Here is a 26399-nt window from a genome sequence, read left to right on the forward strand (position 1 = left end):
TCCAGCCGGTCAGGGGAGTACGCGCCAAAGGGGCCCCGCGGCCAGCCGCGGGGCCCCTTTCGCTGGCTGATCTAGGAGTCGCGCAGCGGGCGGCCCTGCGCGTCCGTGCCGCCGTTGACCAGGATGAGGATGCCGTCGATGACGCCCCAGAGAGCGCCGACGCCGCAGGTCACCAGGCTCACGACGAGCTGGAGGACGGCGATCTTGGTGTGTCCGGTGTAGAACCGACCGGCACCGAAGGTGCCGAGCAGGATGCCGAGGATACCCGCGACGATCTTGCTCTTGTCGGAGACGCCCTGGGGGTACCCCGGCTCGGGGTAACCGGGCTGGTAAGGAGGAGTGGTCATGGGCGGACACATTAGTGATCCACTCGCCGGCTGTCCGCACCGCCGCCCGGCAGATGGGACGATAATGGTGAAACATTGTCCTGTTGGCTGAGGTGACGCTCGACCGCCGAATCTCGGCGGTGCCCTGACACATCGTCAGGACACCCGGGCACCGGGTGGCACTGTGCTGGCCCGCGGCGGCACCGGGCGCGCCTAGACTGCCGCCGCAGGACCGGTGTACCGCGGTGGCAATGGGGCCGTCGTGGCACCGCGCAGTCGGGGGAGAGCAGCCCCGAAGAGAGGTGTCTGCATCGTGAAGGTCGGAATCCCCCGCGAGGTCAAGAACCACGAGTACCGCGTGGCGATCACGCCAGCGGGTGTCAACGAGTTCACCCGCAGCGGCCACCAGGTCTTCGTCGAGTCCGGCGCCGGGGTTGGCTCCAGCATCACCGACGAGGAGTTCGCCGCCGCCGGCGCGACGATCCTCGCCACCGCCGACGAGGTGTGGGAGACCGCCGAGCTGGTCCTGAAGGTCAAGGAGCCGATCGCCGAGGAGTACCACCGGATGCGTGAGGGGCAGGTGCTCTTCACCTACCTGCACCTGGCCGCCTCCAAGGAGTGCACCGACGCGCTGATCGACCGCCGGGTCACCGGCATCGCGTACGAGACCGTCGAGCTGCCCGACCGGTCGCTGCCGCTGCTCGCCCCGATGTCCGAGGTCGCCGGCCGGCTCGCCCCGCAGGTGGGCGCCTTCTACATGATGCGTACCGGTGGTGGGCGCGGGGTGCTGCCCGGCGGTGTCTCCGGCGTGTACGCGGCCAAGACCGTGGTCATCGGCGCCGGTGTCTCCGGCATGAACGCCGCCGCGATCGCGCTGGGTCTGCAGTCCGAGGTGCTGCTGCTGGACAAGAACGTGGCCCGGCTGCGGCAGGCCGACGCGATCTACCGGGGTCACCTGCAGACCGTCGCGTCCAACGCGTACGAGGTCGAACGCGCCGTGCTCGACGCCGACCTGGTCATCGGCGCGGTGCTGGTGCCCGGCGCGAAGGCCCCGACGCTGATCTCCAACGAGCTGGTCTCCCGGATGAAGCCGGGCAGCGTGCTTGTCGACATCGCCATCGACCAGGGCGGCTGCTTCGAGGACTCGCGCCCGACCACGCACGCCGACCCGGTCTACAAGGTCCACGAGTCGATCTTCTACTGCGTGGCGAACATGCCCGGCGCGGTGCCGAACACCAGCACCTACGCCCTGACCAACGTCACCCTGCCGTACGCCCTGGAGCTGGCCAACCAGGGCTGGCGTGCGGCGCTGCGCAACGACCCGGCGCTCGCGCTGGGCCTCAACACCCACGCCGGTCAGGTCACCTACGGCCCGGTCGCCGAGGCGCACGGCATGGACGTGCTCCCGCTGGCCGAGGTGCTGGCCTGAACGGTGGCGGGCTGACCGGCGGCACGGACTGCGCCGGCGTGGGCACACCACCCACGCCGGCGCTGCGCCGTGCCGTTCGCGGGTACCTCGACCACCTGACCGTCGAACGTGGCCTCTCCGCGAACACGCTCGCCTCGTACCGCCGGGATCTGGACCGCTATCTCGCCACCCTGACCGACGCCGGTGTCACCGACCTCGCGTCGGTCGGCGCCGGCCTCGTCGAGTCGCACCTGGCGCGGCTGCGCGCCGGCGACGACGCGCACCCGCCCCTCGCCGTCTCCTCCGCCGCCCGGGCGGCCAGCGCGGTACGCGGCCTGCACCGCTTCGCGGTGCGCGAGGGCCTGACCGGCGCCGATCCGAGCCGCGACGTCCGCCCGCCCACCCCGCCCCGGCGGCTGCCCCGGGCGCTACCGGTCGACGACGTGGTGCGGCTGCTGGAGACCGCCGGCCCGATCACCGCGACCGGCGACGACGCGCCCCTCGCGCTGCGCGACCGGGCGCTGCTGGAGTTCCTGTACGGCACCGGCGCGCGCATCTCCGAAGCGGTCGGCGCCGCCGTGGACGACCTCGACACCGACGACGGCACGGTGCTGCTGCGCGGCAAGGGCGGCCGGGTGCGGCTGGTGCCCATCGGCGGGTACGCCGTCGACGCGGTCCGCGCCTATCTGGTCCGGGCCCGTCCCGGGCTGGCCGCCGCCGGCCGGGGCACCCCGGCGGTGTTCCTCAACGCGCGCGGTGGCGCGCTGTCCCGCCAGGGCGCGTGGGGCATCCTGCGCCGCGCCGCCGACCGGGCCGGGCTGCCCGTCGACGGGCCGGCCGCGGTCTCCCCGCACACCCTGCGCCACTCCTACGCCACCCACCTGCTCGACGGTGGCGCCGACGTCCGGGTGGTCCAGGAGCTGCTCGGCCACGCGTCGGTGACCACCACCCAGGTCTACACGTTGGTCACCGTGGAGCGGCTGCGCGAGGTGTACGCCACCGCCCATCCCCGCGCCCAGGGCTGAACCGGCAGCGGTCGACGCCGACACGCCGGGCCGGTGCCGAACCCCCTGCTGGTCGGTGGCGTACAGTCGGCATTGGCGCGGACCTCCTGGAGCGACACGACCGGGGTGCGCAGCGGCGCCGCGAAGGACGTCGGACGGCTCCGACGCCGGGTGGGTCGTCGGGAGGGGGCAACGAGCACATGGCTGGCAACGGTGACCGTGCCGAGACCTGGACGTCGGAGCTCCGCGAGCAGCAGGCCACGCTCGGCGCGGACCTGGGTCCTGCGGACCCGGCTGCCTACACGATGCGCAAGCCCATTCCCGAGCCGATGCCCACCGACCGGCACGGCCCCGCGCGCATCATCGCGATGGCCAACCAGAAGGGTGGCGTCGGCAAGACGACCACCACCATCAACCTGGGCGCCGCTCTCGCCGAATACGGCCGCAAGGTGCTGCTCGTCGACTTCGACCCGCAGGGCGCCCTCTCGGTGGGCCTGGGCGTCAACCCGCACAACCTCGACCTGTCCGTCTACAACCTGCTCATGCAGGACGACGTGATCGCCGAGGACGTCCTGATCAAGACCGACGTGGCGGGCCTGCACCTGTTGCCGGCCAACATCGACCTCTCCGCCGCCGAGATCCAGCTCGTCAACGAGGTCGCGCGGGAGATGGCCCTGGCCCGGGTCCTGCGCACGGTCCGCAAGGAGTACGACTACATCCTGATCGACTGCCAGCCGTCCCTCGGCCTGCTGGCGATCAACGCGTTGACCGTCGCGCACGGCGTGCTCATCCCCCTCGAGTGCGAGTTCTTCAGCCTGCGGGGTGTGGCACTGCTGCTGGACACCATCGACAAGGTGCGCGAGCGACTCAACTTCGACCTGGAGCTCGAAGGCATCCTCGCCACCATGTACGACAGCCGCACCACGCACTGCCGCCAGGTCCTGCAGCGGGTGGTGGAGGCGTTCGGCGACAAGGTCTACCAGACGGTCATCACCAAGACGGTGAAGTTCCCCGAGTCGACAGTGGCCGGTGCCCCCATCACGACGATGGACCCGGCCTCCTCCGGGGCACGTAACTACCGTCAGCTGGCCCGCGAGGTGATCGCCGCCCAGTCGGAGCGGTAGCCGGACCGTCCCGTGCCCGAGTCGTGGACTACGGTCGTCCGGTGACCGCGCCACCCCTCGACCCACCCGAGACCGCCGACGCGGCCGTGGTCGACGGTGTGCCGCCGGTCGATCCCGCTGCCACCGGCTTCACGGTGCGGCTGGCCAACTTCACCGGCCCGTTCGACCTGCTGCTGCAACTGATCGGCAAGCACAAACTCGACGTCACCGAGGTGGCCCTGCACACGGTCACCGACGAGTTCATCGCCTACATCAGGGCGATGGGCGACAACTGGGACCTGGACGAGGCCAGCGAGTTCCTGCTCATCGCCGCGACCCTGCTCGACCTGAAGGCGGCCCGGCTGCTGCCCGCCGCCGAGGTGGAGGACGAGGCCGACCTCGCCCTGCTGGAGGCACGGGACCTGCTCTTCGCCCGGCTGTTGCAGTACAAGGCGTACAAGGAGGCGGCGGCGCACATCGCCGAGCTGGAGGCCGTCGGCGGCCGACGCTACCCGCGCGCGGTCAGCCTGGAGGCCCGCTACGCCGAGGCGCTGCCCGACCTGGTGCTCGGCATCGGCCCCCAGCGGCTGCTGAAGCTGGCGGTGAAGGCGATGACCCCGAAGCCGGTGCCGGAGGTCTCCATCGCCCACGTGCACATGGTCCGGGTCAGTGTCCGGGAACACGCCGCGATCCTCGCCGCCCGGCTGCGCCGGGCCGGCACCGCCACGTTCTCACTGCTCTGCGCGGACTGCGAGGCCACCCTGGAGGTGGTGGCCCGGTTCCTCGCGCTGCTGGAGCTGTACCGGGAGGGCCTGGTGTCGTTCGTGCAGGAGCAGGCCCTGGAGGAGCTGACGGTGCGGTGGACCGGCCCGGCCGACGGCGACACCGAGCTGCACGTCGACGAGTACGCCGGCAGCCCGGCCGACCCGGAGTCGGAGCCTGAGCCTGAACTGGCGGGGGCGGGTCCTGAGCCGGCGGGGGCTGGGCGTGGGCCGGCGGGGGCTGAGCTTGCGGGGAATGCGTCTGAGCCGGCGGGGGCAGAGCTTGACCCGGCGAGGGCTGAGCCGGCGGGGGCTGAGCCGGCGGGGCCTGAGCATGGCCCGGCGGAGGCTGAGCTTGAGCCGAGTGGGCCTGTGCCGACGGGGGAGGCCGGCGGGTCGGACGGGACGGGAACGACGGAGGGTGCGCGGGATGAGTGACGAGCAACGTCGGGACTCGCTGGCCGACCAGGCCGCCGCCTGGGTGCCCCCGTGGGAGCGTCCCCGCCCGCCCGCCGCCGGCACCCCCACGGAGCCGGACGGGTCAGCCGCCCCAGCGGAGACCGACGAGTCGGCAGCGGCAGCACCCGGACCCGAGCCGGAAGCCGCCGAGCCGGACGTGGTCGTGCCGGGCTCTGCGCAGGGTGACCCGGATGGGCGGGGCCCAGACGACGTCAGCCCGGGTGGGCCAGGCCCTGTCGAGGTGGCCGCAGGTGGGCCCGATCGCCTTGAGGCGGCCTCCGACGAGGTGGGCCAGGGTGAGCCCGATCGCGGGCCGGGTGAGCCCGGTCGCGTTGAGGCGGCTGCGGACGTCGTGGGCTCGGCGGGCCCGGACCTCGGCGGGGTGACGGACGCCACGGTGGGGGAGTCGGGTGACGCTGTGGGCGTACCCCGGCGGCAGCTGGCGGGACGGCGGCGGGCGACGGTCGTGCCGGAGCCCGCGCCCGAGCTGTCCGACAGCGAGCTGCGCGGCGCGTTGGAGGCGATCCTGCTGGTCGTCGACGAACCGGTCAGCGAGCTGGTGCTGGCCCAGGTGCTGGAGCAGCCCGCCGAGCGGGTCGGGCCGATGCTCGACGAGATCGCCGCTGGTTACACGGCGGCCGGGCACGGGTTCGAGCTGCGGCGGGCGGCCGGCGGGTGGCGGCTGTACACCCGTCCGGAATACGCTACCTACGTTGAGCGGTTCGTGTTGGACGGGCAGTCCGTGCGGCTGACCCAGGCGGCGCTGGAGACGCTCGCCGTGGTTGCGTACAAGCAGCCGGTGACCCGTTCGCGAATCTCAGCCATCCGGGGTGTGAACTGCGACGGGGTCATCCGTACGCTGGTCACCCGTGGCCTCATCGAGGAGTGCGGCACCGAAACGGACAGTGGGGCGTTCCTCTACCGGACCACCACGTTGTTCCTGGAGAAGCTCGGGCTGAACACCGTCGACGAGCTGCCGCCCCTCGCACCCTTCCTGCCCGACGACGTAGAAGAGCTTGCTGATGCGACCCGATAACCGTTCCCCGAAACCCGACGCGCCCGTCTACGAGGGGGCTGAGCGCCTGCAGAAGGTGCTCGCCGCCGCCGGCGTGGGTTCCCGGCGCGCCTGTGAGGACCTGATCTTCCGCCGCCGGGTCACCGTGGACGGGCGGGTCGCCAAGCTCGGCGACAAGGTCGACCCGGCCACCTCCGTGATCCACGTCGACGGGGAGCGCCTCCAGGTCGACATCCGCCTGGTCTACGTGGCGATGAACAAGCCGCGTGGCGTGGTCACCTCCATGGCGGACGACAAGGGGCGCAACGAGCTGGCCGAGTTCATCGGCAACCGGGTGGAGCAGCGGGTCTACCACGTGGGGCGGCTCGACGCGGACAGTGAGGGCCTGCTGCTGCTCACCAACGACGGCAACCTCGCGCACAAGCTCATGCACCCCTCGTACGAGGTGCTGAAGACCTACCTGGCCGAGGTCGTCGGGCCGATCCCGCGCAACCTGAGCAAGCGGCTGCTGGCCGGCGTCGAGCTGGAGGACGGGCCGGTCAAGGTCGACTCGTTCAAGGTGGTGGACACTCTGGGTAAATCCGCCCAGGTGGAGCTGAGCCTGCACGAGGGCCGCAAGCACATCGTCCGACGGCTGATGGAGGAGGTCGGGCACCCGGTGACCCGGCTGGTGCGTACCTCGATCGGCCCTATCCGGCTGGGTGAACTGCGGACCGGACGGATCCGGCGGTTGACGAACGCCGAGGTCGCCGCCCTGTTCGCCGCGGTGGGTGACTGACCCCCGAGTTCGGGGTACGGCAGCCGGTAGGCTCCACCGATGGCCGGGACGCGGCCGCCCGGGTGGCGTGGGTCGCCTCCGGCGGCGGCGCGCGCGGGTTCGACAGCGCACCCGGGCATGATTGATGACGATTGACAACCGCTTGCGGCGCCAGCTCACCGGGCGATCCGTGAGGTACGGGCTGAGGAGGACACGGTGGAGGAAAACGTACGGTTCGGGCGATGTGTGGTCGCTGTGGACGGGCCGTCCGGGTCGGGTAAGTCCACCGTGTCGCGGCGCCTCGCCGCGAGCATCGGTGCGCGCTACCTGGACACCGGGGCGATGTACCGGGCGATCACGTGGGCCGTGCTGCGCTCCGGCGTGGATCTCACCGACGCCGCGTCGGTGGCGAAGGTCGCCGGCGAGGTCGACCTGCGCATCGGCACCGACCCGCAGGGGTACGGCGTGACCGTCGACGGCGTGGGCGTGGACGCCGACATCCGGGGCGCCGAGGTGACCGGCGCGGTTTCCGCCGTGGCCGCCGTGCCGGCTGTCCGTGAGCTGCTCGTCGGCCGGCAGCGCGAGATGATCGCCAACGCTGGTCGGATGGTGGTCGAGGGTCGCGACATCGGCTCGGTCGTGGCGCCGGACGCCGACCTGAAGGTCTTCCTGACCGCCTCCGAGGCGGCCCGCGCGGCACGGCGCAGCGCCGAGGACGCCGCCGACGTGGCGGCCACGGCCGCCGATCTGGCCCGGCGGGACCGTCTCGACTCGACCCGCAAGGTCAACCCGCTGGCCCAGGCGCCCGACGCGGTGGTGCTGGACACCACCGAGCTGGGCATCGACGAGGTCGTGGCGCGGATGCGCGACCTGCTCACCGAGCGGGGCGTGGCATGAGCGGCGCGGTTGTGTCTCGTGGCGGTCCGGAGCGAAGCGGAGGAGCGGCATGAGCGAGGGTGCTGGCTGGGTCGAGTTGCGGGAGCCCGACGTCGCTGTCGAGGAACCGAGCGGCCCGCAGCCGGTGGTGGCCGTGGTCGGTCGCCCCAACGTGGGTAAGTCGACGCTGGTCAACCGGATCATCGGCCGCCGGCAGGCGGTCGTCGAGGACGTCCCCGGCGTGACCCGCGACCGGGTGCCGTACGACGCGCAGTGGAACGGCCGGGCGTTCACCGTGGTGGACACCGGCGGTTGGGAACCGGACGCGAAGGACCGCGCCGCGGCCATCGCGGCGCAGGCCGAGACGGCGGTCGTCACCGCCGACGTGGTGCTCTTCGTGGTCGACGCGATGGTGGGCTCCACCGACGTGGACGAGGCCGCGGTGAAGATGCTGCGCCGCAGCGCCAAGCCGGTGATCCTGGTGGCGAACAAGGCCGACAACAACTCCATCGAGATGGAGGCCACCTCGCTGTGGTCACTCGGCCTCGGTGAGCCGTTCCCGGTGTCCGCCCTGCACGGACGCGGCTCCGGCGACCTGCTGGACGCCATCCTCGCCGCGCTGCCGGAGGCACCGGCCATCGTGGAGAACCGTCCGCGTGGGCCGCGCCGGGTGGCGCTGGTCGGGCGGCCGAACGTCGGCAAGTCCAGCCTGCTCAACCGGTTCTCCGGTGAGGAGCGGGCGGTCGTCGACTCGGTGGCCGGCACCACAGTGGACCCGGTGGACAGCCTGGTCGAGATCGGCGGCCAGACCTGGCAACTGGTCGACACGGCCGGGCTGCGCAAGCGGGTCGGCAAGGCCAGCGGCACCGAGTACTACGCCAGCCTGCGGACCGCCGGCGCGATCGAGGCCGCCGAGGTGGCCGTGGTGCTGCTGGACTCCAGCGAACCGATCAGCGAGCAGGACCAGCGGATCCTGTCGATGGTGACCGAATCGGGTCGGGCGCTGGTCATCGCGTTCAACAAGTGGGACCTGGTCGACGCCGACCGTCGTTACTACCTGGACAAGGAGATCGACCGGGAGTTGCGCCGCATCCCCTGGGCGATCCGGCTGAACCTGTCGGCGATGACCGGCCGTGCCGTGGACAAGCTGGCCCCCGCCCTCAACAAGGCCCTCGCGAGCTGGGAAACCCGCGTTCCCACCGCCCACCTCAACCAGTGGCTCACCGCGCTGGTGCAGGCCACCCCCCACCCGGTACGTGGTGGGCGGGCGCCGCGGATCCTGTTCGCGACGCAGGCCGGTGTGGCGCCGCCACGGTTCGTGCTCTTCACCACCGGCCCGCTCGACGCCGGGTACCAGCGCTTCGTCGAGCGCAAGCTCCGCGAGGAATTCGGGTACGAGGGCAGCCCGATCGAGATCTCCGTCCGCCCGCGTAAGAAGCTCGGCCCCGGCGGCCGAGGCAAGGCGCACGGCTGACCCGTTCTGCCGTTCTGCCGTTTCTGCTCCCCGAATGCCGGATGGGCGCTCCTGCCCATCCGGCATTCGTCCATCCAACCCCACCCTCCTAGGACGCTCTAGGGGTTGTGCGGCGGTTCAGTCAGGTCGCGGTGGCGGTGGGCCTGTGCGAAGGACTCGGAGCTGCTGCGCTAAGCTGTACCGGCTGCCGCGGGGGAAACCACGCGGGGGCGGGACGTGGCGCAGCTTGGTAGCGCACTTGACTGGGGGTCAAGGGGTCGTCGGTTCGAATCCGGCCGTCCCGACGCATCTGACCAGGGGATATGCCGATGAAGGCATATCCCCTGGGATCGTTTCAGGGTGGTTTTGTCGCGTTGCTGTCGCAGCCTCACGCGGATGTTGCAACGGCGGTCAGGCGGCCAGGGCGTCGGCAGCGTCGAGGGCCGCGCAGGTGGCGCTCACGCCGTCGGCGGCGGCGTCACGGGTGAGATGGCCGTAAATGTCGATGGTGGTGGCCACGTTCCTGTGGCGCAACGTTTTGGACACCACGGCGATCGGTACCCCTTGGTTGATCATGATTGTGGCGGCGATGTGTCGCAGGTCGTGCACCCGAATTGCCGGAAGCCCGGCGTCGGCGGTGAGGCGGCGCAGGTGGTCGAGCACGTACTGCGGCCGTAGGGGTTGCCCATCGGGTCTGGCGAACACGAGGTCGAGATTGTCGTGGTGGCGGGTGGTCACCTGCTGCCGGCATTGGCGGCGGCGTTGCCGCTGCAGCGCGTCGACGGCGCGGGTGGACAGGGCGACCCAGGCCCGGCTGCCGCGGGTCTTGGGCGCGTTCAACATGCTGCGGCTGTTGTCGACGCTGACCAACGTCCAGCGCACGAACAGTGCCCGCGCATCGAGGTCCACATCGGCCCAGTGCAGGCCCAGAGTCTCGCCTTTGCGCATTCCGGTGCAGACCATCAACTCGAACAGGTCCGCGAGCGGATCCTCAACGGCGTGGCAGTGCCGCAGGAACGCGCTTGTCTGGCTGGTGCTCCAGCAGGTGAGCTCTGGCTCCGGCGGTCGCGGGATCGTAGCGAAGCGGGCGGCGTTGTGGGGCAACCGGTGGTTGCGGCGGGCGTCGTTGAGCGCGCTCGACAGGGTCGTCACGCAGCGGCGCAGGGTGACCGGGCCGCGGCCGGCGGCGAGCTCACGCCGGATGAACTGAGTGACGTGGTCGTGAGTGAGCCGCTCCAAGGGCACGGCGCCGAGCGCGGGAACGAGGTCGTTGTGGATGTAGGCGGCGTAGCGGTTCACGGTGTTCGTCTTGAGGCTCGGGGATTTGGCCTCAAGCCAGCAGGTGAGGTAGCTGGCAACCGTTTCGCTGTCGTCGAGGCTGACACCGGCGCGCTCGCACTCGAGCACATGGGAGTGGGCCGCCGAGGCCGCCGCCTTGGTGGCGAAACCGGTGCGGCGCATGGTGCTGCGCTTGTTCAGGCTCGGCAGATCGACGGCGAACGCCCAGCCGCCGTGCCGCGCCTTGGACAGCTTGGGGCACCGAGGGCCGAGTAGTCGGCCGGTGCTGTCACGACACGCGCAGCAACGGTAGACGCGGCCCCGGTTCGGGTTCTGCCTCATGACGTCCTCCTCGGTATAGGTGAGCTTCTGCCACCTCAACCGTCGCTCCGTTCGGCTGCGACAGCATCGCGACAACCCCGCATGTCCTGCCTGCATGTGACGGTCCTACTTGTCGATCCGTCAAGGATGCGCACTCCCCCGACGTAGATGGTGGCGTGGGCGGGACGAGGCGACGTGGTGGGCGATGGTCCCGCGGGCCGCCGCCGTATGAGCGGCAGGCGAGGGGCCATGGCCAGCAGGGACGAAGCACCGGAGTTCGACGCGCTTGAAATCCGGTGGGTAGCCCCGTCGTCCCATGCCACTCTTCTCAAGATCGAGTGACACAAGATCCCAACCATCCGCCTCCGTGTAACCCGGGCCAGACCAAACCCTCCGGCAAAGCGGGGGAACCTCACCGTCAGGGCGAGCCATGCAGATGTCACCTGTCGGTGCAGCACACTCACTCCTGCAGCCTGAGAATCGCCGTCCCACGGCCATACGCCCGTCGTGCCCCCTGCATGGCGCGTCCTGGTGGCGGGACGTCACGCTTGCGGCAGCCGCCGCCGGGCGAGCTCGTCACACACCGCGTCCAGCCATCGCTCGAGCGGCACCAGCCGCGGGCCGTGCAGCAGCACCCCTGCTTCCGCGTGCCCGGCCGAACCGGCCAGGGTCGGGTTCGCCGACCCGAGATAGGCTGCGTGCCCGTACGCGATTACGACCTTGAAATGGATGCCGAGGCCAGACTCCTCCCACGACCGGACTGTGAGTGTCCCACCCGCTGCGGCCGCCGCGTCCCGGAGCGCAGTCACCGCGGCGACGTTTGCGCTCGAGCGTCCCGGTGCCGACACCGACAGCGCCCGGGTCACGACGACCACCTGTCCGCCGCCCCTCAGGACCCGCTGCACGTGGGGGGCGAGCAGTCTGACGAACTCCCCGTGCAGGAACGGCGCCCCGATCAGCAGCCGTCGGTCCGCACGCCCGGCGACCTCCAGCACCGCCCGGGTCGTCTCGACCGGGCGGGCGGCGTCGCCATGCACCGCGACCAGCTCGTCCAGCGCCAGACGCAGGAATCCCGGCACGGTCAGCACCAGCTCCCAGCGGTCAGTGTCCGCCGCGTGCGCCTCGGCGAGAACCGCGGCCTGCGCTAGCCGCACCGCGGCGTCAGCCGTGACCGCCCCGGCTGGGTCGAGCACGCCGGCGTGCTGCAGCACCACCCGGGCCAGGCCGGGGTCGGCGATCGCGGCCTGCAGCTGCGCCACCAGCGTGCTGCCCGCCGCGCCGGCGGCGGCGGAGGTGGCCAGGCGATACGCAGCCCCCACCGGGTCGCCCGCCTGTGTAAGCAGCCCAGTCAGCGGGGTCAGGGCTTCCAGAACGCGCGCCACGTGATCTCCTCCGGGCTGGGCGCCGTGCCGCCGGCCGGTGGGAGCGACCCGAACAGTAGATTCCGGTCCAGGACCGTGTTGAAACGCGCACACGCCACCTCCGACACGTAAAGGCACGCCGCGCACGCCCCGCCAAAGGCGCTTCGGCACGGCGGGTCGAACACGCACCGGGACTCTGCGGCCAACTCGGTTAGCGCATCCGGCAGGTCGAACCGGAACACGTGCTCCAGCCCGCCGAGAATGAATTCGCTGCGAGTGTTGGCGTAGATGAGGAACGCGCCGTTGCTCGGGAACAGGAACTCTGCGAGGGAGTCGACGTTCAGCCCGCACCGGGCCGCGAGCGCCTTCATCGCGCGGTGCGCGAACGAGTGCGTCAGGCCGAGCACGGCGCGGGTGATCCTGTTCTCCGGCTCGGCGAACAGGTCGACGACCGGGTCGCACACGGTGAACAGCCAGCGTTGCGCGGCGGCCGCGTCGGTGATGCCGGGGTCGTCGACGACACCGGAGTCAACCAGCCAGGTCACGATCCGCAGCGGGTCGATCCGGAACAGCAACCCTTCGGTTTCAGTCCGCACCCCGTACATGGGGAACTTCCCGTTGCGGGTGCCGGGGAAGAACCTGAACCGGGTGATGACGGTGTCACCGCGTCGGTTCACCGTGCTCGCCCGCGGCGAGACCCGGGTGTATCCCGCGACGAGGTACGCGACCGGCAGCTGCCGCAGCAGTGTTACGTCCGCCAGCCCGTACCGGTCGAACAGTGGCCGGTACGTGCCGTACGCCGCAGCGAGCGGCCCGCCGGCGGCTTCGCCGAGCAGGTCGTCGACGCTCATCGCGTTTGCCGACCGGGCCAGCGACAGCTGCAGGCATTCCTCGCCGAGCAGGTCCAGCCCTTCCGGCTCCAGTCCGAGCGCGTCGACGTCGTCGCGCCACGCCGGCCCGCTGCCGGCTTTGGCCTGCGCATCGGCCAGGCCGGCGTCGTAAAGCGGATTTCCCGGCTTCCACCCCAGGATCGCAGCGAGCGCCTCGAACTGGGCGACCGCGTCGTCGGACTTACCGCCGGCCGCGGTCCGCAGCCCGTCTAGGCCTGGCGGCAGAATGCCGAGTGCCTGGGCGAGCGCGGCGGCGTGGGTGTGCTCGTGCGCGAACGCGGCGTACGTGTCTCGAGTGGGAGGGTTGATCACCGTGATCTGTTGCGGGTAGTACGCGGAGGTCTGCGGAACCCGGGTGACGGTGACCTTGCCGCGCCGGCATTCGCACCAGCGGGCGACCGGCCGGTCGGAGCGGGTGCCGCACCGGGAGCAGGACCAGTACCAGCGGCCGATGTTGAACGACTTGGTGTTGAACAGCCGTATCGAGGCCCGGCAGTTGTTTGCGCAGTGCGGCGGTCGTAGCTCGCCGAGGTGCCCGCACTCGTGGATCTCGACGAATGTGAACTGCTCCATCGGCCCGTGCGCGGCGCAGTCCGGGATCCGCTCGCCGGCGCGGACAGTCCGGAACACGCCGCAGTCGCTGCACAGGTACGTGTTCGGGAACCGGGCGGCGCGCAGGTCGTCGGCGCGGACCAGCTCGTACTTGCGCCGGTCGATGATGTCGAGTTCCGGGCCGCTGTTCGGGATGTTCGACGCGGCCTCGGCGAACGGGCGGATCAGGCGGCGCAGCTGCGCCTCTACCCACGCCTCCGGGATGCCGAGCGGGCTGGTCTGCCGCGGCGGTTCCCCGACGACGGCGGCCTTCGTGCCGAAGTTGTAGGGCTGCCCGGGCATGTACCGCCACAGCGCCTGGATGTTGGTCCGGTTGAGCGTCTCGATCGCCATCGCGGGGCGTCTCCTTGAAGCAGGCCGGGCAGAACGGGGAGGGCGGCTGCCGCTGGTTACAGGTCGGCGTAGATGGTGATGGGTTCCTCGACGTCGCGCAGCGACCGCGGCACCGGCGGGGTGAGCAGGTCCGGAAGCCGTTTGCCGGGCTCGGCCTGCATTGGCAGCCCGGCGAGCCGGTCGTCCACCCATGCCGCGACCGCGTACCGATGCAGGTGGTGGTACACGCTGTTCGGGTGGATCCCGAACCCGCGGGACAGGTTGTCGATGAGCAGGGTCCGGTCGACGAACCCCGCCGTGACCGCGGACGCGAACGCGGTCGAGTCGGCGAGTGTCTTGCGGCGCGGGGCGCCGGTGAGCCACTCGCGGTCATGAACCTGCAGCAACCATGCCATCAGCCCGCCGGACAGAACGCGGCGCAGCACCGGCAGCGACTCTCTGTTCACCGGGACCTTGTGCACCAGCCGGTCGAGGAACCTGATCCAGTCGGCGTAGTACCGGAACACCGACAGGTCCCGGTCCCGGGTCGGATTGATGACATTGACGACCAGACCGGGCCAGCGGCGCCCGACCCGGGCGGACGCCTGGATGACCTCCGCGGCGGACGTTGGGGTGCCCATTACCGTCATCACGCCGAGTCTGCCCACGTCGAAGCCGTGCCCGATCGCCTTGGTCGCGGCGATTATCATGACCCGGTCGTCGGCGGCGGCCGGCGGGTTCGTCAGCCGGGCGACGGCGTGCCGGATCGCGGCCGGTTCGGCGTCGCCGTTGATGACGGCCAGGTTCGGCTGGCTGCCCAACAGAGCCCGGACCTCCGGGTCGCGGGTGAAGCTGGTCAGGTCCTCGTTGCGCAGGCAGTACGCGACGAACACCTCGTACAGGTCGCGGCCGGCGGCGCGGGCTTCGTCGACCAGCAGCGGGTCGGTTGCGTCGAGGCCGGCTTCGGCGAGCACGGTGGCCGGGTCGGTGAGCAGTTCGGCGAGCCAGCCGGCGTGGGTGAGTGCGACCTCGCGGGTCGCGGTGACCATCGTGATCGACCGGGGCTGGACGCCGAGGTAGCGGCGCAGCGGCTCGTCGGCGGCGGTGGTGGACCAGAACGTCTCTCCGACGTCGGGCCCGTTGACCGGGAACCGGCGCGCGTCGCGGCGGTATAGGTGCTGCACCTGATTCTTGTAGCCCTCGATGGTTGCGGTCGCGCCGACAATCTGCATCGGCGCGTTGCCCAGGTCCTCGCTGATGGCCTGGAGCAGCGTCTCGTACATGCCGTCGAGCGCGCCGAGAGATTCATCGAGCAGGTGCAGCTCGTCGGCGATCTCGAGCCGGACCTGTCCGAACCCGGCCGGGATTGGCTGTCGGTTCTGCTTGCATCCGAACACCGCGCACCACGTCGGGTTGCCGGTGTAGCCGTGCTGCGGGCAGCGGGAGTGCGCGCGACCGAGCAGTACCTGGAACTCGCGGGACTGGCCGAGCTGAGCAAGCTTGTCGACGGTGCCGACCAGCACCGCCGGCGCGTGCCGGTATATCTCGTCGTCGATGCCCCACACCGGCAGCACGCCGGTCATCCGGCAGGCGGCGTTGCGGCAGCGGTGCTGCATTGTCCAGGACGGCTCGTCGAAGGCGACCTCAAGCGGCTGCCGGCAAAGCGGGCAGTCGGCGAGGATGCGGCACGCCTCGGCGGTTGCGGCGGAATGCGGGTCCTGGCCGCGGTAGTACGGGTTGGTCGGGTTCGGCGCCTGCAGCCGGTTAGGGGTGTTGGTCCCGCCGACGAAGTACCCGATGCCGAACGGGTCACCGGCGGCGATGTGCGGGTGGTCGCGGCGCAGCAGCTCGGCGTGCAGCACCATCGCGGTGAACCGTTCGGTCTGCTGCAGCGCGAGTAGCCGCAGCGGGAACCGGGCCCACACTTGCGCGCCGGCGGTGACACCGGTGAGTCGCCCGTAGAACAGGGTGGTGAGCATCAGACCCAGGTACGCCTCGGACTTCCCGCCGCCGGTGGAAAACCAGACGATCTCGACGTCCGGGTGCCCGGCCGGGTCGACCATGCCGGGCAGGCAGCCAACCAGCCAAGCGATCTGGAACGGGAACCACGCGTCGTAACTGCCGTTCGCGGCAGCCGCGACGGCCCGGTTAGCGAGCACGAACGCGTCCCGGACCTGCGGGTCAGTCCGCAGCAGCTCCAGCCCGGCGTCGACCCAGGCGACCTCGTCACGAGCGGCCTGGGCGTCGGCGTCGGCGTCGGCGCGGGCTGTAAAGTCCCACCCGCGGGCCGCGGCGCGGACGTCGAGCGCGGCGGTGCTCCATTCGAAATCGACCCAGGCGCGGTGCGCGTCAACCAGCGCGCTCACCGTTGCAACCGGATCGGCGTTCAGGGCCCTGAACGACGTGTCGAGGGTAGACGCGGTCCCGTCCGGGAGCGCGACTCGCCGGCGCGGTTGGACCCGAGTGGTGGCCTGCTCGGCGGCGTACAGAGTCGCCAGCCGGGTGCGGCCGCCGGTGCGGGTGACGTCGACGGGGCAGGCGTGCCCGAGTGCGGGGACGGTCCGGTCGTACCGGTAGGACTGCTGCACCTGTTCGAGCTGATATGGCACGAGCGGCGCGTCCGTGTCGCAGGTCAGCTGCACCTCGTACAAATGCGTGTCTAGGTAGCTCGCCTGATAGGCGTGCGTGCCGTCGACGGTCTGCTGGTCCGGTGCCGGGGTGAGGTTGACGACTGCGGCGAGGATCTCGACGTACCCGTCGCCGGGGGTGATGTCGAGTTCGATGGCGGCGCGAAACTCCGGCGGCGGCACGTCGTCGGAGTCGAGGAGGTGCGCCCCGCAGTATCCGGCCCACGTGGTCGCATCCAGCATGTCGTCTGGGCGCGGCAGGCTGCCGCCGGGCGCGGGGGACAGGCGCCGCGGCCGGTGCAGTTCCGATCCGGCCGGCGGCCGGACCGCGGACCGCAGCGCGGCGGCGAGCTCGTCCTCTCCGGCCCGTACGGTGCCTGTGGTGCCGGCGGCAAGGGGCATGGTGACGGTGACGGAGTCGATCGCGGTCTTCGTCCACACTGCAGCCAGCGGACGACCGCGGCCGGCCGTCGGGGCCCCGGCCGACCCCGCCGCCGGGGCAGCGGCGCTGGCGCCCGGGTCGGAGACGGCAGTTACCGCCGCCTTCTGCTCCTCGAGGGTCGGGTGCAGCGCAACGTACGCGGCCGCGGACACCGTGAACTCGAGCGTGACCGGCAGCGCCGGCACTCGGAACGTGAAGCCCTGCGCGGGCGGGACGAGCCGCTCCCCGTACGTGTAGCCGTTGGCGGCCTCGGCAATGAGCTTCGGAGCGCTGGCGAGCATGCCGAGCCACAACCGCTGCTGCGCGGGCGGGTCGGGCAGCCGGGTCCCGGTCGGGATGAGCGTGCCGGTGGCGATGTGGATGACGCGGCGGGCGAGGCTGCCGAGTAGAGCGTCGTACCGCTGCGCCGCCGTCGCAGCAGGCACCGCGGCGGGGCCGACAGCCGGAACCGGGGCGGGTACGGCACCGGAGATCGGAGCGGGTGAGACCGTCAAGCTGGCTCCTGCAGGTGGCGGCGCGCGGCGCCGGGCCGCGTCCGCCCACCCAAGGGCTCGCGCGGCGGTCATTGGTCGGGACGGGGACGGGGACGGTCAGTATGCAGTTGTCGGCCTGCGGCGCTGGGTGCGGCCGGGGCGGTCAGCGGCTGGCGCGTGGGCTAACCCGGACGGTACCCGCCACCACCTACATTGCGGAAGATCACCGCCAGACGGCCGGGTTCAGCGCTGCCAGTGCCGGGTCGGCGCGACAGCGTAGCCGCGCCGGGTCAGGTTGTCGGCAAAGTCCCGCTGCTTGCGTTCCACGCCGTGCACCAGCATCACCTCGCGCGGCGCGACCTCGTTGATGATCGCGGATAGGCCGCGCCGGTCGGCGTGCGCGGACAGCCCGAACTGCTCCACCCGTGCGTTCACCGCCACGTCGTCGGCGTCGAGGCGGAACGTGCGCGGCCCGCCGCGGCCCCCCGGGGTGCCATTGCCACCGTTGGACAGGTCGAGCAACTCCGCGCCGGGGGAGTCCTCGTCCTGGTAGCCAGCGACCAGCAGCGCCGAGTTCGGGTCCGGCAGGATCTCCCGGGCCCACCGGACCGCGGGTCCTGCGGCGAGCATCCCGGACGTCGTCACGACCACTCCCTTGCGAAAGCTCTTGAGCAGGTAGGGCCGGTTGGTGTCGCGGACTTCCTGCACGCCGTCGCCGTAGATCCGTAGCGGCCGGTCGGTCCCGGCGGTCTCCTGCTCGTAGATCCAGGACACGTGCCGGGCCAGCCCGTCGATGAGGACCGGGACGTCCGGCAGCCGGTCGCGCAGGGTGAGCACAACCTCCTGGGCCCGGCCGAGCGCGAACGCCGGGACGAGCACCCGTCCGCCGGCGGAGACGGTCTCGGCGACCATGTTGATGAACTTCTCCACCTCCAGATCCCGGTTGGTGCCGCGCTGGCCGCAGTACGTCGACTCGATGACGAGCAGGTCCGAGCCGCGGGCCGCGTCCGGCACAATCAGGCCGGGCACGGACAGCTGCGCGAGCGTGGACACGTCCCCGGTCACGGTGACACGGCGATCGCCGGCGGTGACGACGACGCCGGCCGCGCCGAGGATGTGCCCGGCCGGGAACAGCTCGATGGTGACGCCGTCGGCCACCTCGACGGTCCGGGCGAGCGCGATCGGCTCGAGACGCCGCTGCGCGGCGAGAGCCTGCGTCCGCGTGTACGGCGGTTCGGCGGGCGGCTCGCCTGCCTCGACGTAGTCGCTGCGGGTCCGGTCGAACACCTTCACCGAGTCCTGCCACATCGTTGGCAGCAACGCTGCGGTCTCCACGGTGCAGAACACCGGCACGTTCGCGAACTGAGCCGTCAGCGCCGGCACGTACCCGGCGTGGTCGTTGTGCGCGTGCGTGATCACGATCGCGTCCAGGCGGCGGACGACGTCGATGTGCGGCGGGCCAGCGTCGTCGATGCGCCGCTTGGGCCGCATCCCGGCGTCGACGAGGATCCGCACGTCGCCGGCGGAGACGAGCATGGCCGACCCGCCGATCTCGGTGCCGGCACCGAGCGGGGTCAACGCAATCTCCCGCGGTGTCGCCACCGCGGGCACCGGCGCGATCGGCGGGGTGAGCAGGGTGGCCAGCATGGCCCGGAACGCGGCTGGCGCCACCCCGGCGGCGGCGAGCGCGGCGGCGAGCCGCGTGTCGGACGGGACTGCGCTGGCGTCGTTGGCGAGCTCGCGTGTGCGCGGGTCGTCGGTGTCGCCGGTGCCGGACGGGGCGGCGGCCGCAGCGAGGACCGCAGCGGCGGCGAGCAGGTCGGTGGACCGGGCTGCGGCTGCTTCCCGCTCTAAGTCCAGCTCGGCCCGCAGCGCCTCGATGACGGTGCCGGCCTCCTCCAGGTCGCCCTGGGTGGCGGCTAGCTGCCGGGCCAAGTCGCGGGCCTCGGCCTGCGCGGTGTTGCGCTGGCCGCGGGCGACGTCGCGGGCCTCCTGCAGGTCGGCGATCTTGCGGGCGGTCCGCGCGTGCCGGCGCCGGTCCACCGGCGCCGCCCCGTCGGCGGGGCTGGCCTGCACAGGAGCAGGGGTGGCGCTGCCGACCCAGCTGCGGGCGAGGCGGCGGACTCCAGCAGGGTCGGTGAGCGTGTTCGCGGCCGACTCGGCCACGGCCGCGTCCCCGCTGAGTAGGGCCCGCACGGTCGGCTGCTGCAGCGTCGGCTCGTCGGCGTACCGGGCGGTGAGCTCCTCACGCAGCGGCCGGCGGCGAGCGATCAGCTGCAGCATGGCGCGCCGGTTGGCCTCCGCGAGCCGGTGCGGGTCGGTCCCGGCTAGCGCCGGCGCCTGGACAGCGTGTCGGGCCGCGTCGAGGACGAGCTGTTGGACGAGCTGCGGCAGGGTGCGGCTCACGCGGCGCTCCGGGTCGCTGTGGCCAGGATCGGCTCTATCCGATACTCGCCCTTGCCGTCCCCGAGCAGCACGCCGAGCGCGCGCAGAACCTGCACGACGTCCCCGGTGCCGGTGTATCCGTTCGCGGCCAGCCTGGCGGCGGTTAGCTGATCGCTGCCGGGTTCGCCGGTCGCGGCGTGCAGCTCGAGGAACACCGCGAACGTCTCCAGGTCGACGGCCTCGCCGGCCATCTGCCTCACCAGGAACTCCCACGCCTGCTGTAGCGACCCGTCTGCGGTCACGCCGGCGGCGACGACCAGGTCGCCGGCGTGGCCGTGCAGCCAGGTCCGCACGTCGTCGAGCGGGTCGCTGACCGTGCCGCTGTCCCGGCCGGCCAGGTGTTGCGCGAGCCGGTCCAGGAGCTTCGGCCAGCCGCCGGTCGTGGCCAGCAGCTCGGCACGCGACGCGGCGTCTTGGAACGGCAGCGACTCCTGCGCGAACCACAGACGCAGATCGGTGTCGTCGTAGCGGCGCAGCTCCGTCAGGCCGGAGGACGTATCCGACTCCCGTGTCACGACCGGCCACGCGGCGGCCTGCGGGGGGCCGCTGACCAGCACAATCCCGAGGGTGCCGCCGATGTGCGCCGCAATCAGCTCCCGGGCCTGCCGCCACACCTCGAGCGCCGCGTCGGCGGTCGCGTCCTTGAGGTCGACCAGGACTACGGCGTGGTGCCCAGCACTCTGGAGCGGCAAGCTGCGGCACTTGTTCTTCAGCCCGCCCGGCGTAGCCCGGGACAGGACCGCCTTCCGGTGGCCGGATGCAGCGTTTTCGTTCTCCTTTTCCAGCACTGCCAGGCACCGGTCCAAGTCGAGCGCCGCCGAGCCGACCAGCATCCGGACTTGGCGGCGGGCGGCGAGCAGGTCGGCGATCTGCTGCGCGGTCAGCGGCGCCCGCGTCGGCCCGGTGCCGTACACCGGCCGCATCAGCGACCCGTCGAACGACTCCGGCGCCTCGAACGACTCAGCCCGATCGAGGACCTCGTCGATCTCGTCGCGGTTGCCGAGCAGGTCGAGCACGTTCGGGGTCCGAAGCCGGTAGCCGCGCTCGGTTACCGACAGCACCCCGAGGTCGACGCACTCGTCGAGCAGGGCGCGGAACTCACTAGCGCGGATGTCCTCGGCGGCGAAGCCGGCTGGCCACCACTGCTCGCACTCGGTGCGTAGCTCGCCCGGGGACATCGCGGCGTCGACGCCGACTGCGTGCGCGTTCTGCGCGACGCTGTACGCGATCACCTTGTAATGCGGGTCGAGGTCGAGGGTCCAGTCGAACCGCTTGCGGAACTGGCGCCGCAGCGTCGGGTCGGCCCATACCTGCTCGACGTCGTCGGCGACGATGATCTGCGGCGGCGCGTCGCCGAGAACGGGCGCGCCCTGCAAGTTGCGCAGCAGCCGCGCGGCGAACAGCTGGATCAGAGCCGGCTGGTTGTTTGCCAGCGCCAGCACCCGGGCGGCCTGGTCGGTGTCGGCGAACCGGAACCCGAGTGCGTGCAGCGGCCGGGTGAGCAGGTCGTACGCTGCCTGGGGCGCGAGCGGCCCGACGCAGACCGGCTCGCCGAAGTGCGCGAGTGGGTGGTTGGCGAGCCGTTCAAACCGGGCGGTCTGGTGGAGGCCGGCGAAGACGACCTTGACCGCGCGGTGGGTGAGTTCCATCAGCGACTTGAACTGCACGACCTGGGGGAACATTCCGCTGACGGCGTTCGCGTCGGCGTCGAGGAACGAGTCGGACTCGTCCAGCAGGAGCAGCAGCTGCCGGCCCGGGCGGGCAGTCACCCAGTCGGCGACGTGCCGGGTGAGCGCGGCCGCAACGTCGCCGGCCGGGACGGTCTCGGGCAGGATGCCCGTGTTCGCCAGCCGCGGCCACAGCGTCGTCCAGACCGCTTCGGCCGGGGCGGATTTGCCGATGTGGAAGATCGACTCGTAGATCGCGTGCCGGGTGATGCCGTCGTCGAACTCGCGCTCGGCAGCGCGCAGTAGCGCGGACTTGCCCAGCTGCCGGCCGCCGTACACGACGCACGGACCCATCATGTCGACGACCTTGTCGCGTTCCTCGGCCCGGCCGTAGAACATCTCCTGCGGCACGTTGACGCCGGGCACGTCCGGCGTGAACGGGGACGAGAACGTGAACGGCAGCGTGACCGACATCGTCACGTCCCGACCGGGGGCCGGCTGGCAGGCGACGTAGGCGATTACCGCGTCGTCGATGACCGCGGTCGGCGGCAGCTTGCGGCCGCTGCGGAACTGGCGGGCTAGTTCGCGGCGGGCGGTGGCGTCCAGAGTGCCGAAGTACAGTAGGACGATCGACCGGTCGGTCGGTTCGCTGCGCAACATCTCCACCAGCTCGGCCGGCGTCGGGGCCTTCCACACCGCGAGCAGCCGCAGCGTGTCCCCGGACGGGCTCATCGCCGTCCCGAAGGCCGGGATGAGCGCCTTGCCGGCGGTCGCGCGGACGCCGTGCAGGTCCAGCCACGAACCCCGCCCGCCGCCCTGCCCGCGCTTGACCGGCGGGTTGGTTGACTTGTCGAAGATGAACCCGACCTGCTCGAGGACGGCCTTGACGCTTCCAATGCGGGCGTCGAACGAGCGGCTCACCGCGAGCCGGTTCCAGTGCTCGACCCGTTCGGCGACGGTCTTGCCACGGGTCACTTCGGCCAGGTTTAGGTCGGCGTCAGTAAGCAGCGCGGCCAGTGCCGGGTCGTTTGGGAACCGCCCGGCCGGCAGCGCCAGCTGCAGGTCGCGCAGCAGCGGGTGCGTGCCGTTGCTCAGCGCCTGGCGGGCGGCGAACACGTCGCAGAACGCGGGGAAGAATCGGCGCAGGTGGTCGATGTCGTCCCGCGGGCCGGGTAGTTGTCGGCCGGAGGCGAGCGTCTCGACGTACTCGGCGGCGGTGGTGAGGTCCCCGTCGTCGAGGCGGCGCTGGATCCGGTCGGCGTCTTCGGGGTCCATGCCCTTCGTGTCGAGTGCGGCGCGGGCGGCGACGATGGTGCGCCCGACGGCGGCGGCCCGGTCGGCCTCGATGGCGGCGAGGTCGGCGAACATGACGTCGTAGTCGCGGCGGGTGCCGCGCGGTCCGGCCTGGTGGGCGCGGACCCGGGTGGACAGGTCGGTCCACTCCTGAACTGTGATGCGGCCGAAGAGCCGGTCGGAGTCAATCTGGGTGACCAGGGCCGTGATCGCGGTATCGAGTGCGGTCGTGGACGCGGCGATGGCCTGGTCCCGGGCGGTGGCGAGCTCGCCGGCGAGCGGCGGGTCGAGGGTGCGCACGTGCTCGATGAGCAGTTGCGTGCCGACGTGGTCGTGGCGGGCGGCCCGCTGCTCGTACGCCGCGCGCCACCCGGCCGCGCCGGTCAGAGCGGTCCGGTCGGCCGTGACGACGTCGTCCATGGTGATCGGGCGGGTGGGCTCTCCGGTGCCGGTGAGCGGCAGCTCGGCGGCGCCGGAGAGCGGCCCGCCGAGGAGCCGGTCGGCCGGAACTTCTGGCCCGGCGGGGACGGTGGCGGTGCCGGCGAGCAGGTCGAGGGCATCGGTCAGCAGCCGCAGCCCGGCCTCGTGAACGGCGTCGCGCGCCTTGACGCCGGTGTCGCCGCGGCGGCCAAGCTCGGCGATGGCCTGGTTGCGGACGGCGACGACCCGGGTACGTAGGTCAGTAATCGGGTCGCTCATCCACGACTCGGCGTCGGGGCCGGTGAGGTTCTCAACGGCAGTGATCCAGTTCGACAGCAGCTCGGTGACCTCCCCGGTCCAGGCGAGTAGCTTCTCCCGGGCGCGGGACTCGATCCGCTTGCTGCGCTTGCCCGAGCTGCGGGGCGTGTCGCGGTCGATGGTAGCTTCCAGGGTGGCGCGTGAGCGGAGTTCGGCGACCCGGTCGCGGACGAGCGCGACCGAGTCGGGGGCCGTCTGCCCGGCGGCGACGATGCTCAACGGTCGACCGAGGTAGCCGTCAGGCGCCCTCCACGTCTGCCACAGGTCGGTTGCAAGGGCGTAGCGGATGGTGCGGGACGTGGCGAGCAGTTCCTCGGCGCCGGCGGTCAAGGTCTGCAGGACCTGATCTGCTTCGGCGGCTTCGGCGACGGCGTCGACGCTTCGCGGAGTGAGATAGACGCCGCTGTAGATCCCGGTGAGCAGCGCTTCGTGGAGCTCTTCGACCGCCTTGCCGTAGCGAGGGATGCTGGTCGCGATGTCGCGGAGGGGACCGGCGGCACCGGCCGACGGGGAGAGCAGCCCGGCGCGGACGGCGGCGCCGTAGATCAACATCTGAGTGGCGGGCATGTCGCGGACGGCGTCAGCGTCGAGGTCGGTGACGGCGGCGGCGAAGGCGGCCGCGTTTGAGCCGGTGGAGGTCTTGATCGCGGCGGCGTGCGCGGCGAGCCGGTTCGCGGTGCGGAGCGAGGCCGGGGCGCCTTCGGCGGTGGTGAGCCAATACGCGAGCGCGTACTGGTCGTGGTTGAGCAGGTCGGCGTAGATCGTGCACGCGTCGCTGTTGTCCGGTGCATCGGCGGCCAACGGCTCAGCGGTCGACAGCTCGGGCTTGGTGATCTCCTCTGGCAGGGCGTGGCGGGGCTGGGGGGTGGTGGGCGGCGGCGGGACGGTGAGGTTGAGCCCGGCGAGGATGTCATCGAGGTCCGGCTCCGAATGGGTGCTGGCCTCGGCGCCCTCCTCCGTGACCGTTTCCTGCGGGCTCGGCGCGTCCGTGCTGGCGAGGTTGGCGGCCGGGGAAGGGGTCTCGGTGTGCTCGGCCGAGCTCGTGGTCTGCTCGTCAATGGCGGAGGCAGTCAGTTGGGAGGCGCGTTGCTCGTCCGTCGCGCTAGGGGTGCATGCTTCGTCTGCGGCGGGAGGCGTTTCTGCGGCGGGCTCAGCCGGCGCGGCCTCGATTCCAGCGGATTCCGCGCTGGCGCGTTCGGCGGCGGCCGGGGTGTAGGTGAGGATGCCGGCCGTGGTGGCGAACATGAGCAGCGGGATCGCGGCCGGCACCGCCGAGCTGACGAGCCCACCGAGCTCGACGGCGCGCGCCGGATCACGGCCGTCCAGATCAACGATCTCCAGCAGCGCATCGAGGCCGGCGAGGGTCTCCGCCGCAGTCGTGTCGTCGACGCTGCCGGCCAGCTCCGCCACCTGCGCGACGGCTGCGGCGACGTAGTCCGGCGCGCGCAGCGTCGCGAGCTGCCGGACCCGGTCCAGCCGGGCGGTCGCCTGGTCCGCTTCCTGCGCGGCGGCCAACGCATCCTCGACCGTATGCCGGGCGTCTGCGAGCGTCTCTGGCCGCGCATTTCCGGTCAGCCGCGCGACCGCCTCGAACGCCGAGGTGAGTTGGCGGGTGTAGCTCGTGACCGCGACGACGTGGGCTTCCGCCGGGAGTCGTCCGGCAGCGGCGGCGGCAGCGAGGGCGGGAGCCACCTCATCCTCCACGTGGCTGCGGAGCTGCTCGAGGTCGTCGAGCTCGCGCTGCAAGGACGGCATGTCTCGCTCGGCCGCGACGCCGCTTTCGACAGCCGGCGCGCCGACGGCTGCCGGAGGAAAGCCGCCGGGCGTATCGGTCACGGCTGGGAGTGCCGCGGTGGGCTCCTTGAGGCCGGCGGGCTCGTCGATGTCGTCTAACTCGTCGCTCTGCAGCACAGCGTCGGCGTCGACGACGACCTCGACCAGATCCTCGAACCGGATCGGTTTCTCCGGCATGTCGGGCGTCCGAGCCCGCACGCCGTCCCACACGTCGGCCAGCACCTGCCGCTGCGCAGCCGACCACTCCTCTGGCGGGTCGGCGACCAGCCAGGCCAGCGCCGCGACGTCGGCCGAGTGCCCCATGCACACCATCGACGCCCAGGCCGCAACCCGCGCTGTCCGGGTCGTGCCGAACTCCTCGGCATCGAGCAAAGACTGGTAGATCGGCTCGTCACTCAGGCCGTTCATGCCGTCGATGTCACCCGCCAGGACAGCGGCCAACTCGGCGAGTTCTAGCTTGGAGGCGGCGTGAGTGGACACGACTCCATAGTGCAGGCAGTCGTGCAGGATAATTGCAACCCGATTCTCATCCGAGCGGACCAGCATTGTGCGCACCGCCCGGGCTAGCGCCGCGATCGGAGCGTTGGGGCGCATCTTGGTCTGCCGTCGTACCCACGAGGCCTCGCCGCCGCTCAGCCGCGACAGCTCGCTCATCAGGTCGGCCTGGGTGAGGTGCCCGGCCGCTGCGCGGCTGATCTTGGCGCGGCGCAGCGTCTCGCTCTCCTGCTCAGTGAGAGCGGAGCCAGCGGTGTGCGATTTTCCACCCTGGCCGCTGCTCTCGGCGTCCTCGACGGCGGCAGCCGCCATGCCCGGGGTGTTACCGGTGTCATGGTCCGCACTGCGTTCGCTGCTGCGCACTGCCCGCGTCCTTCCTGGTGGCTTGTCGCCGCCTGCGGAGCTGCCATCGTGGCAGCCGCGCCGATGTTTGGGTCACTGTACGACTACGGTACGACCGACGAGAAGGATGATCTCGAGATGGCTGAT

At 71.6% G+C, this 26399-nt stretch carries 15 protein-coding genes and 1 tRNA gene; 9 read left to right on the forward strand and 7 right to left on the reverse strand.

Translation table 11 applies throughout. The features are described 5' to 3' along the window. Positions 1-71: 71 nt before the first annotated feature. Positions 72-413 carry a TM2 domain-containing protein gene (locus tag ACZ6NZ_RS23350; protein WP_465860487.1) on the reverse strand — a complete coding sequence of 114 codons (342 nt, stop codon included), beginning with the start codon at positions 411-413 and terminating at the stop codon, positions 72-74. Between the two features lie 226 nt (positions 414-639). Here ACZ6NZ_RS23350 and ald point away from each other — a divergent pair, with 226 nt between their 5' ends. The 9 genes from ald to ACZ6NZ_RS23395 all read left to right on the forward strand — a co-directional run bounded on the left by ald (position 640) and on the right by ACZ6NZ_RS23395 (position 9467). Further along, complete coding sequence (ald, locus tag ACZ6NZ_RS23355; RefSeq protein WP_465860147.1) at positions 640-1755, forward strand: alanine dehydrogenase; 1116 nt, start codon at positions 640-642, stop codon at positions 1753-1755. A gap of 38 nt (positions 1756-1793) precedes the next feature. Further along, positions 1794-2759, forward strand: coding sequence for a site-specific tyrosine recombinase XerD (locus ACZ6NZ_RS23360; protein ID WP_357231163.1), 966 nt, complete (start codon positions 1794-1796; stop codon positions 2757-2759). A 179-nt stretch (positions 2760-2938) separates the two neighbouring features. Then, a complete protein-coding gene (locus ACZ6NZ_RS23365) occupies positions 2939-3862 on the forward strand; it encodes a ParA family protein (protein ID WP_124862901.1) in 924 nt (307 codons plus the stop codon). 41 nt (positions 3863-3903) lie between these two features. Further along, positions 3904-5040 (forward strand): segregation and condensation protein A, encoded by a 1137-nt coding sequence (locus ACZ6NZ_RS23370; protein WP_465860148.1) that lies wholly within the window; start codon positions 3904-3906, stop codon positions 5038-5040. Further along, the gene (scpB, locus tag ACZ6NZ_RS23375; RefSeq protein ID WP_465860149.1) at positions 5033-6097 is read left to right on the forward strand and encodes an SMC-Scp complex subunit ScpB; all 1065 of its coding nucleotides are present in this window, start codon (positions 5033-5035) and stop codon (positions 6095-6097) included. Before ACZ6NZ_RS23370 ends, scpB begins: the two co-directional genes overlap by 8 nt. Continuing rightward, positions 6084-6854 (forward strand): pseudouridine synthase, encoded by a 771-nt coding sequence (locus tag ACZ6NZ_RS23380; RefSeq protein WP_465860150.1) that lies wholly within the window; start codon positions 6084-6086, stop codon positions 6852-6854. Before scpB ends, ACZ6NZ_RS23380 begins: the two co-directional genes overlap by 14 nt. Before the next feature lie 195 nt (positions 6855-7049). Continuing rightward, the gene (cmk, locus tag ACZ6NZ_RS23385; protein ID WP_396796681.1) at positions 7050-7730 is read left to right on the forward strand and encodes a (d)CMP kinase; all 681 of its coding nucleotides are present in this window, start codon (positions 7050-7052) and stop codon (positions 7728-7730) included. Positions 7731-7779: 49 nt separating this feature from the next. Then, a complete protein-coding gene (gene der / locus ACZ6NZ_RS23390) occupies positions 7780-9183 on the forward strand; it encodes a ribosome biogenesis GTPase Der (protein WP_366609811.1) in 1404 nt (467 codons plus the stop codon). Positions 9184-9393: 210 nt separating this feature from the next. Further along, positions 9394-9467, forward strand: a tRNA-Pro gene (locus ACZ6NZ_RS23395). 106 nt (positions 9468-9573) lie between these two features. Here ACZ6NZ_RS23395 and ACZ6NZ_RS23400 read toward each other — a convergent pair. The 6 genes from ACZ6NZ_RS23400 to ACZ6NZ_RS23425 all read right to left on the reverse strand — a co-directional run bounded on the left by ACZ6NZ_RS23400 (position 9574) and on the right by ACZ6NZ_RS23425 (position 26273). Next, positions 9574-10782, reverse strand: coding sequence for a tyrosine-type recombinase/integrase (locus ACZ6NZ_RS23400; RefSeq protein ID WP_465860152.1), 1209 nt, complete (start codon positions 10780-10782; stop codon positions 9574-9576). Positions 10783-11303: 521 nt separating this feature from the next. After that, positions 11304-12143 carry a hypothetical protein gene (locus ACZ6NZ_RS23405; RefSeq protein ID WP_465860153.1) on the reverse strand — a complete coding sequence of 280 codons (840 nt, stop codon included), beginning with the start codon at positions 12141-12143 and terminating at the stop codon, positions 11304-11306. After that, positions 12119-13957, reverse strand: a complete 1839-nt coding sequence (locus tag ACZ6NZ_RS23410; protein WP_465860154.1) for a hypothetical protein — start codon at positions 13955-13957, stop codon at positions 12119-12121. Before ACZ6NZ_RS23410 ends, ACZ6NZ_RS23405 begins: the two co-directional genes overlap by 25 nt. A 56-nt stretch (positions 13958-14013) precedes the next feature. After that, complete coding sequence (locus tag ACZ6NZ_RS23415; protein WP_465860155.1) at positions 14014-17499, reverse strand: hypothetical protein; 3486 nt, start codon at positions 17497-17499, stop codon at positions 14014-14016. A 222-nt stretch (positions 17500-17721) separates the two neighbouring features. Continuing rightward, positions 17722-19884 (reverse strand): MBL fold metallo-hydrolase, encoded by a 2163-nt coding sequence (locus ACZ6NZ_RS23420; RefSeq protein ID WP_465860156.1) that lies wholly within the window; start codon positions 19882-19884, stop codon positions 17722-17724. Further along, positions 19881-26273, reverse strand: coding sequence for a hypothetical protein (locus ACZ6NZ_RS23425; RefSeq protein WP_465860157.1), 6393 nt, complete (start codon positions 26271-26273; stop codon positions 19881-19883). Before ACZ6NZ_RS23425 ends, ACZ6NZ_RS23420 begins: the two co-directional genes overlap by 4 nt. Between the last annotated feature and the right edge of the window lie 126 nt (positions 26274-26399).

The sequence above is a fragment of the Micromonospora sp. NPDC047756 genome, assembly GCF_055587245.1.

What these genes read in the sequence shown, in the direction of transcription:
- ACZ6NZ_RS23365 (WP_124862901.1), top strand. Translation starts at nt 2,939, where the DNA reads ATGGCTGGCAACGGTGACCGTGCCGAGACCTGGACGTCGGAGCTCCGC.
- scpB (WP_465860149.1), top strand. Translation starts at nt 5,033, where the DNA reads ATGAGTGACGAGCAACGTCGGGACTCGCTGGCCGACCAGGCCGCCGCC.
- ACZ6NZ_RS23380 (WP_465860150.1), top strand. Translation starts at nt 6,084, where the DNA reads ATGCGACCCGATAACCGTTCCCCGAAACCCGACGCGCCCGTCTACGAG.
- der (WP_366609811.1), top strand. Translation starts at nt 7,780, where the DNA reads ATGAGCGAGGGTGCTGGCTGGGTCGAGTTGCGGGAGCCCGACGTCGCT.
- ACZ6NZ_RS23400 (WP_465860152.1), bottom strand. Translation starts at nt 10,782, where the DNA reads ATGAGGCAGAACCCGAACCGGGGCCGCGTCTACCGTTGCTGCGCGTGT.
- ACZ6NZ_RS23410 (WP_465860154.1), bottom strand. Translation starts at nt 13,957, where the DNA reads ATGGCGATCGAGACGCTCAACCGGACCAACATCCAGGCGCTGTGGCGG.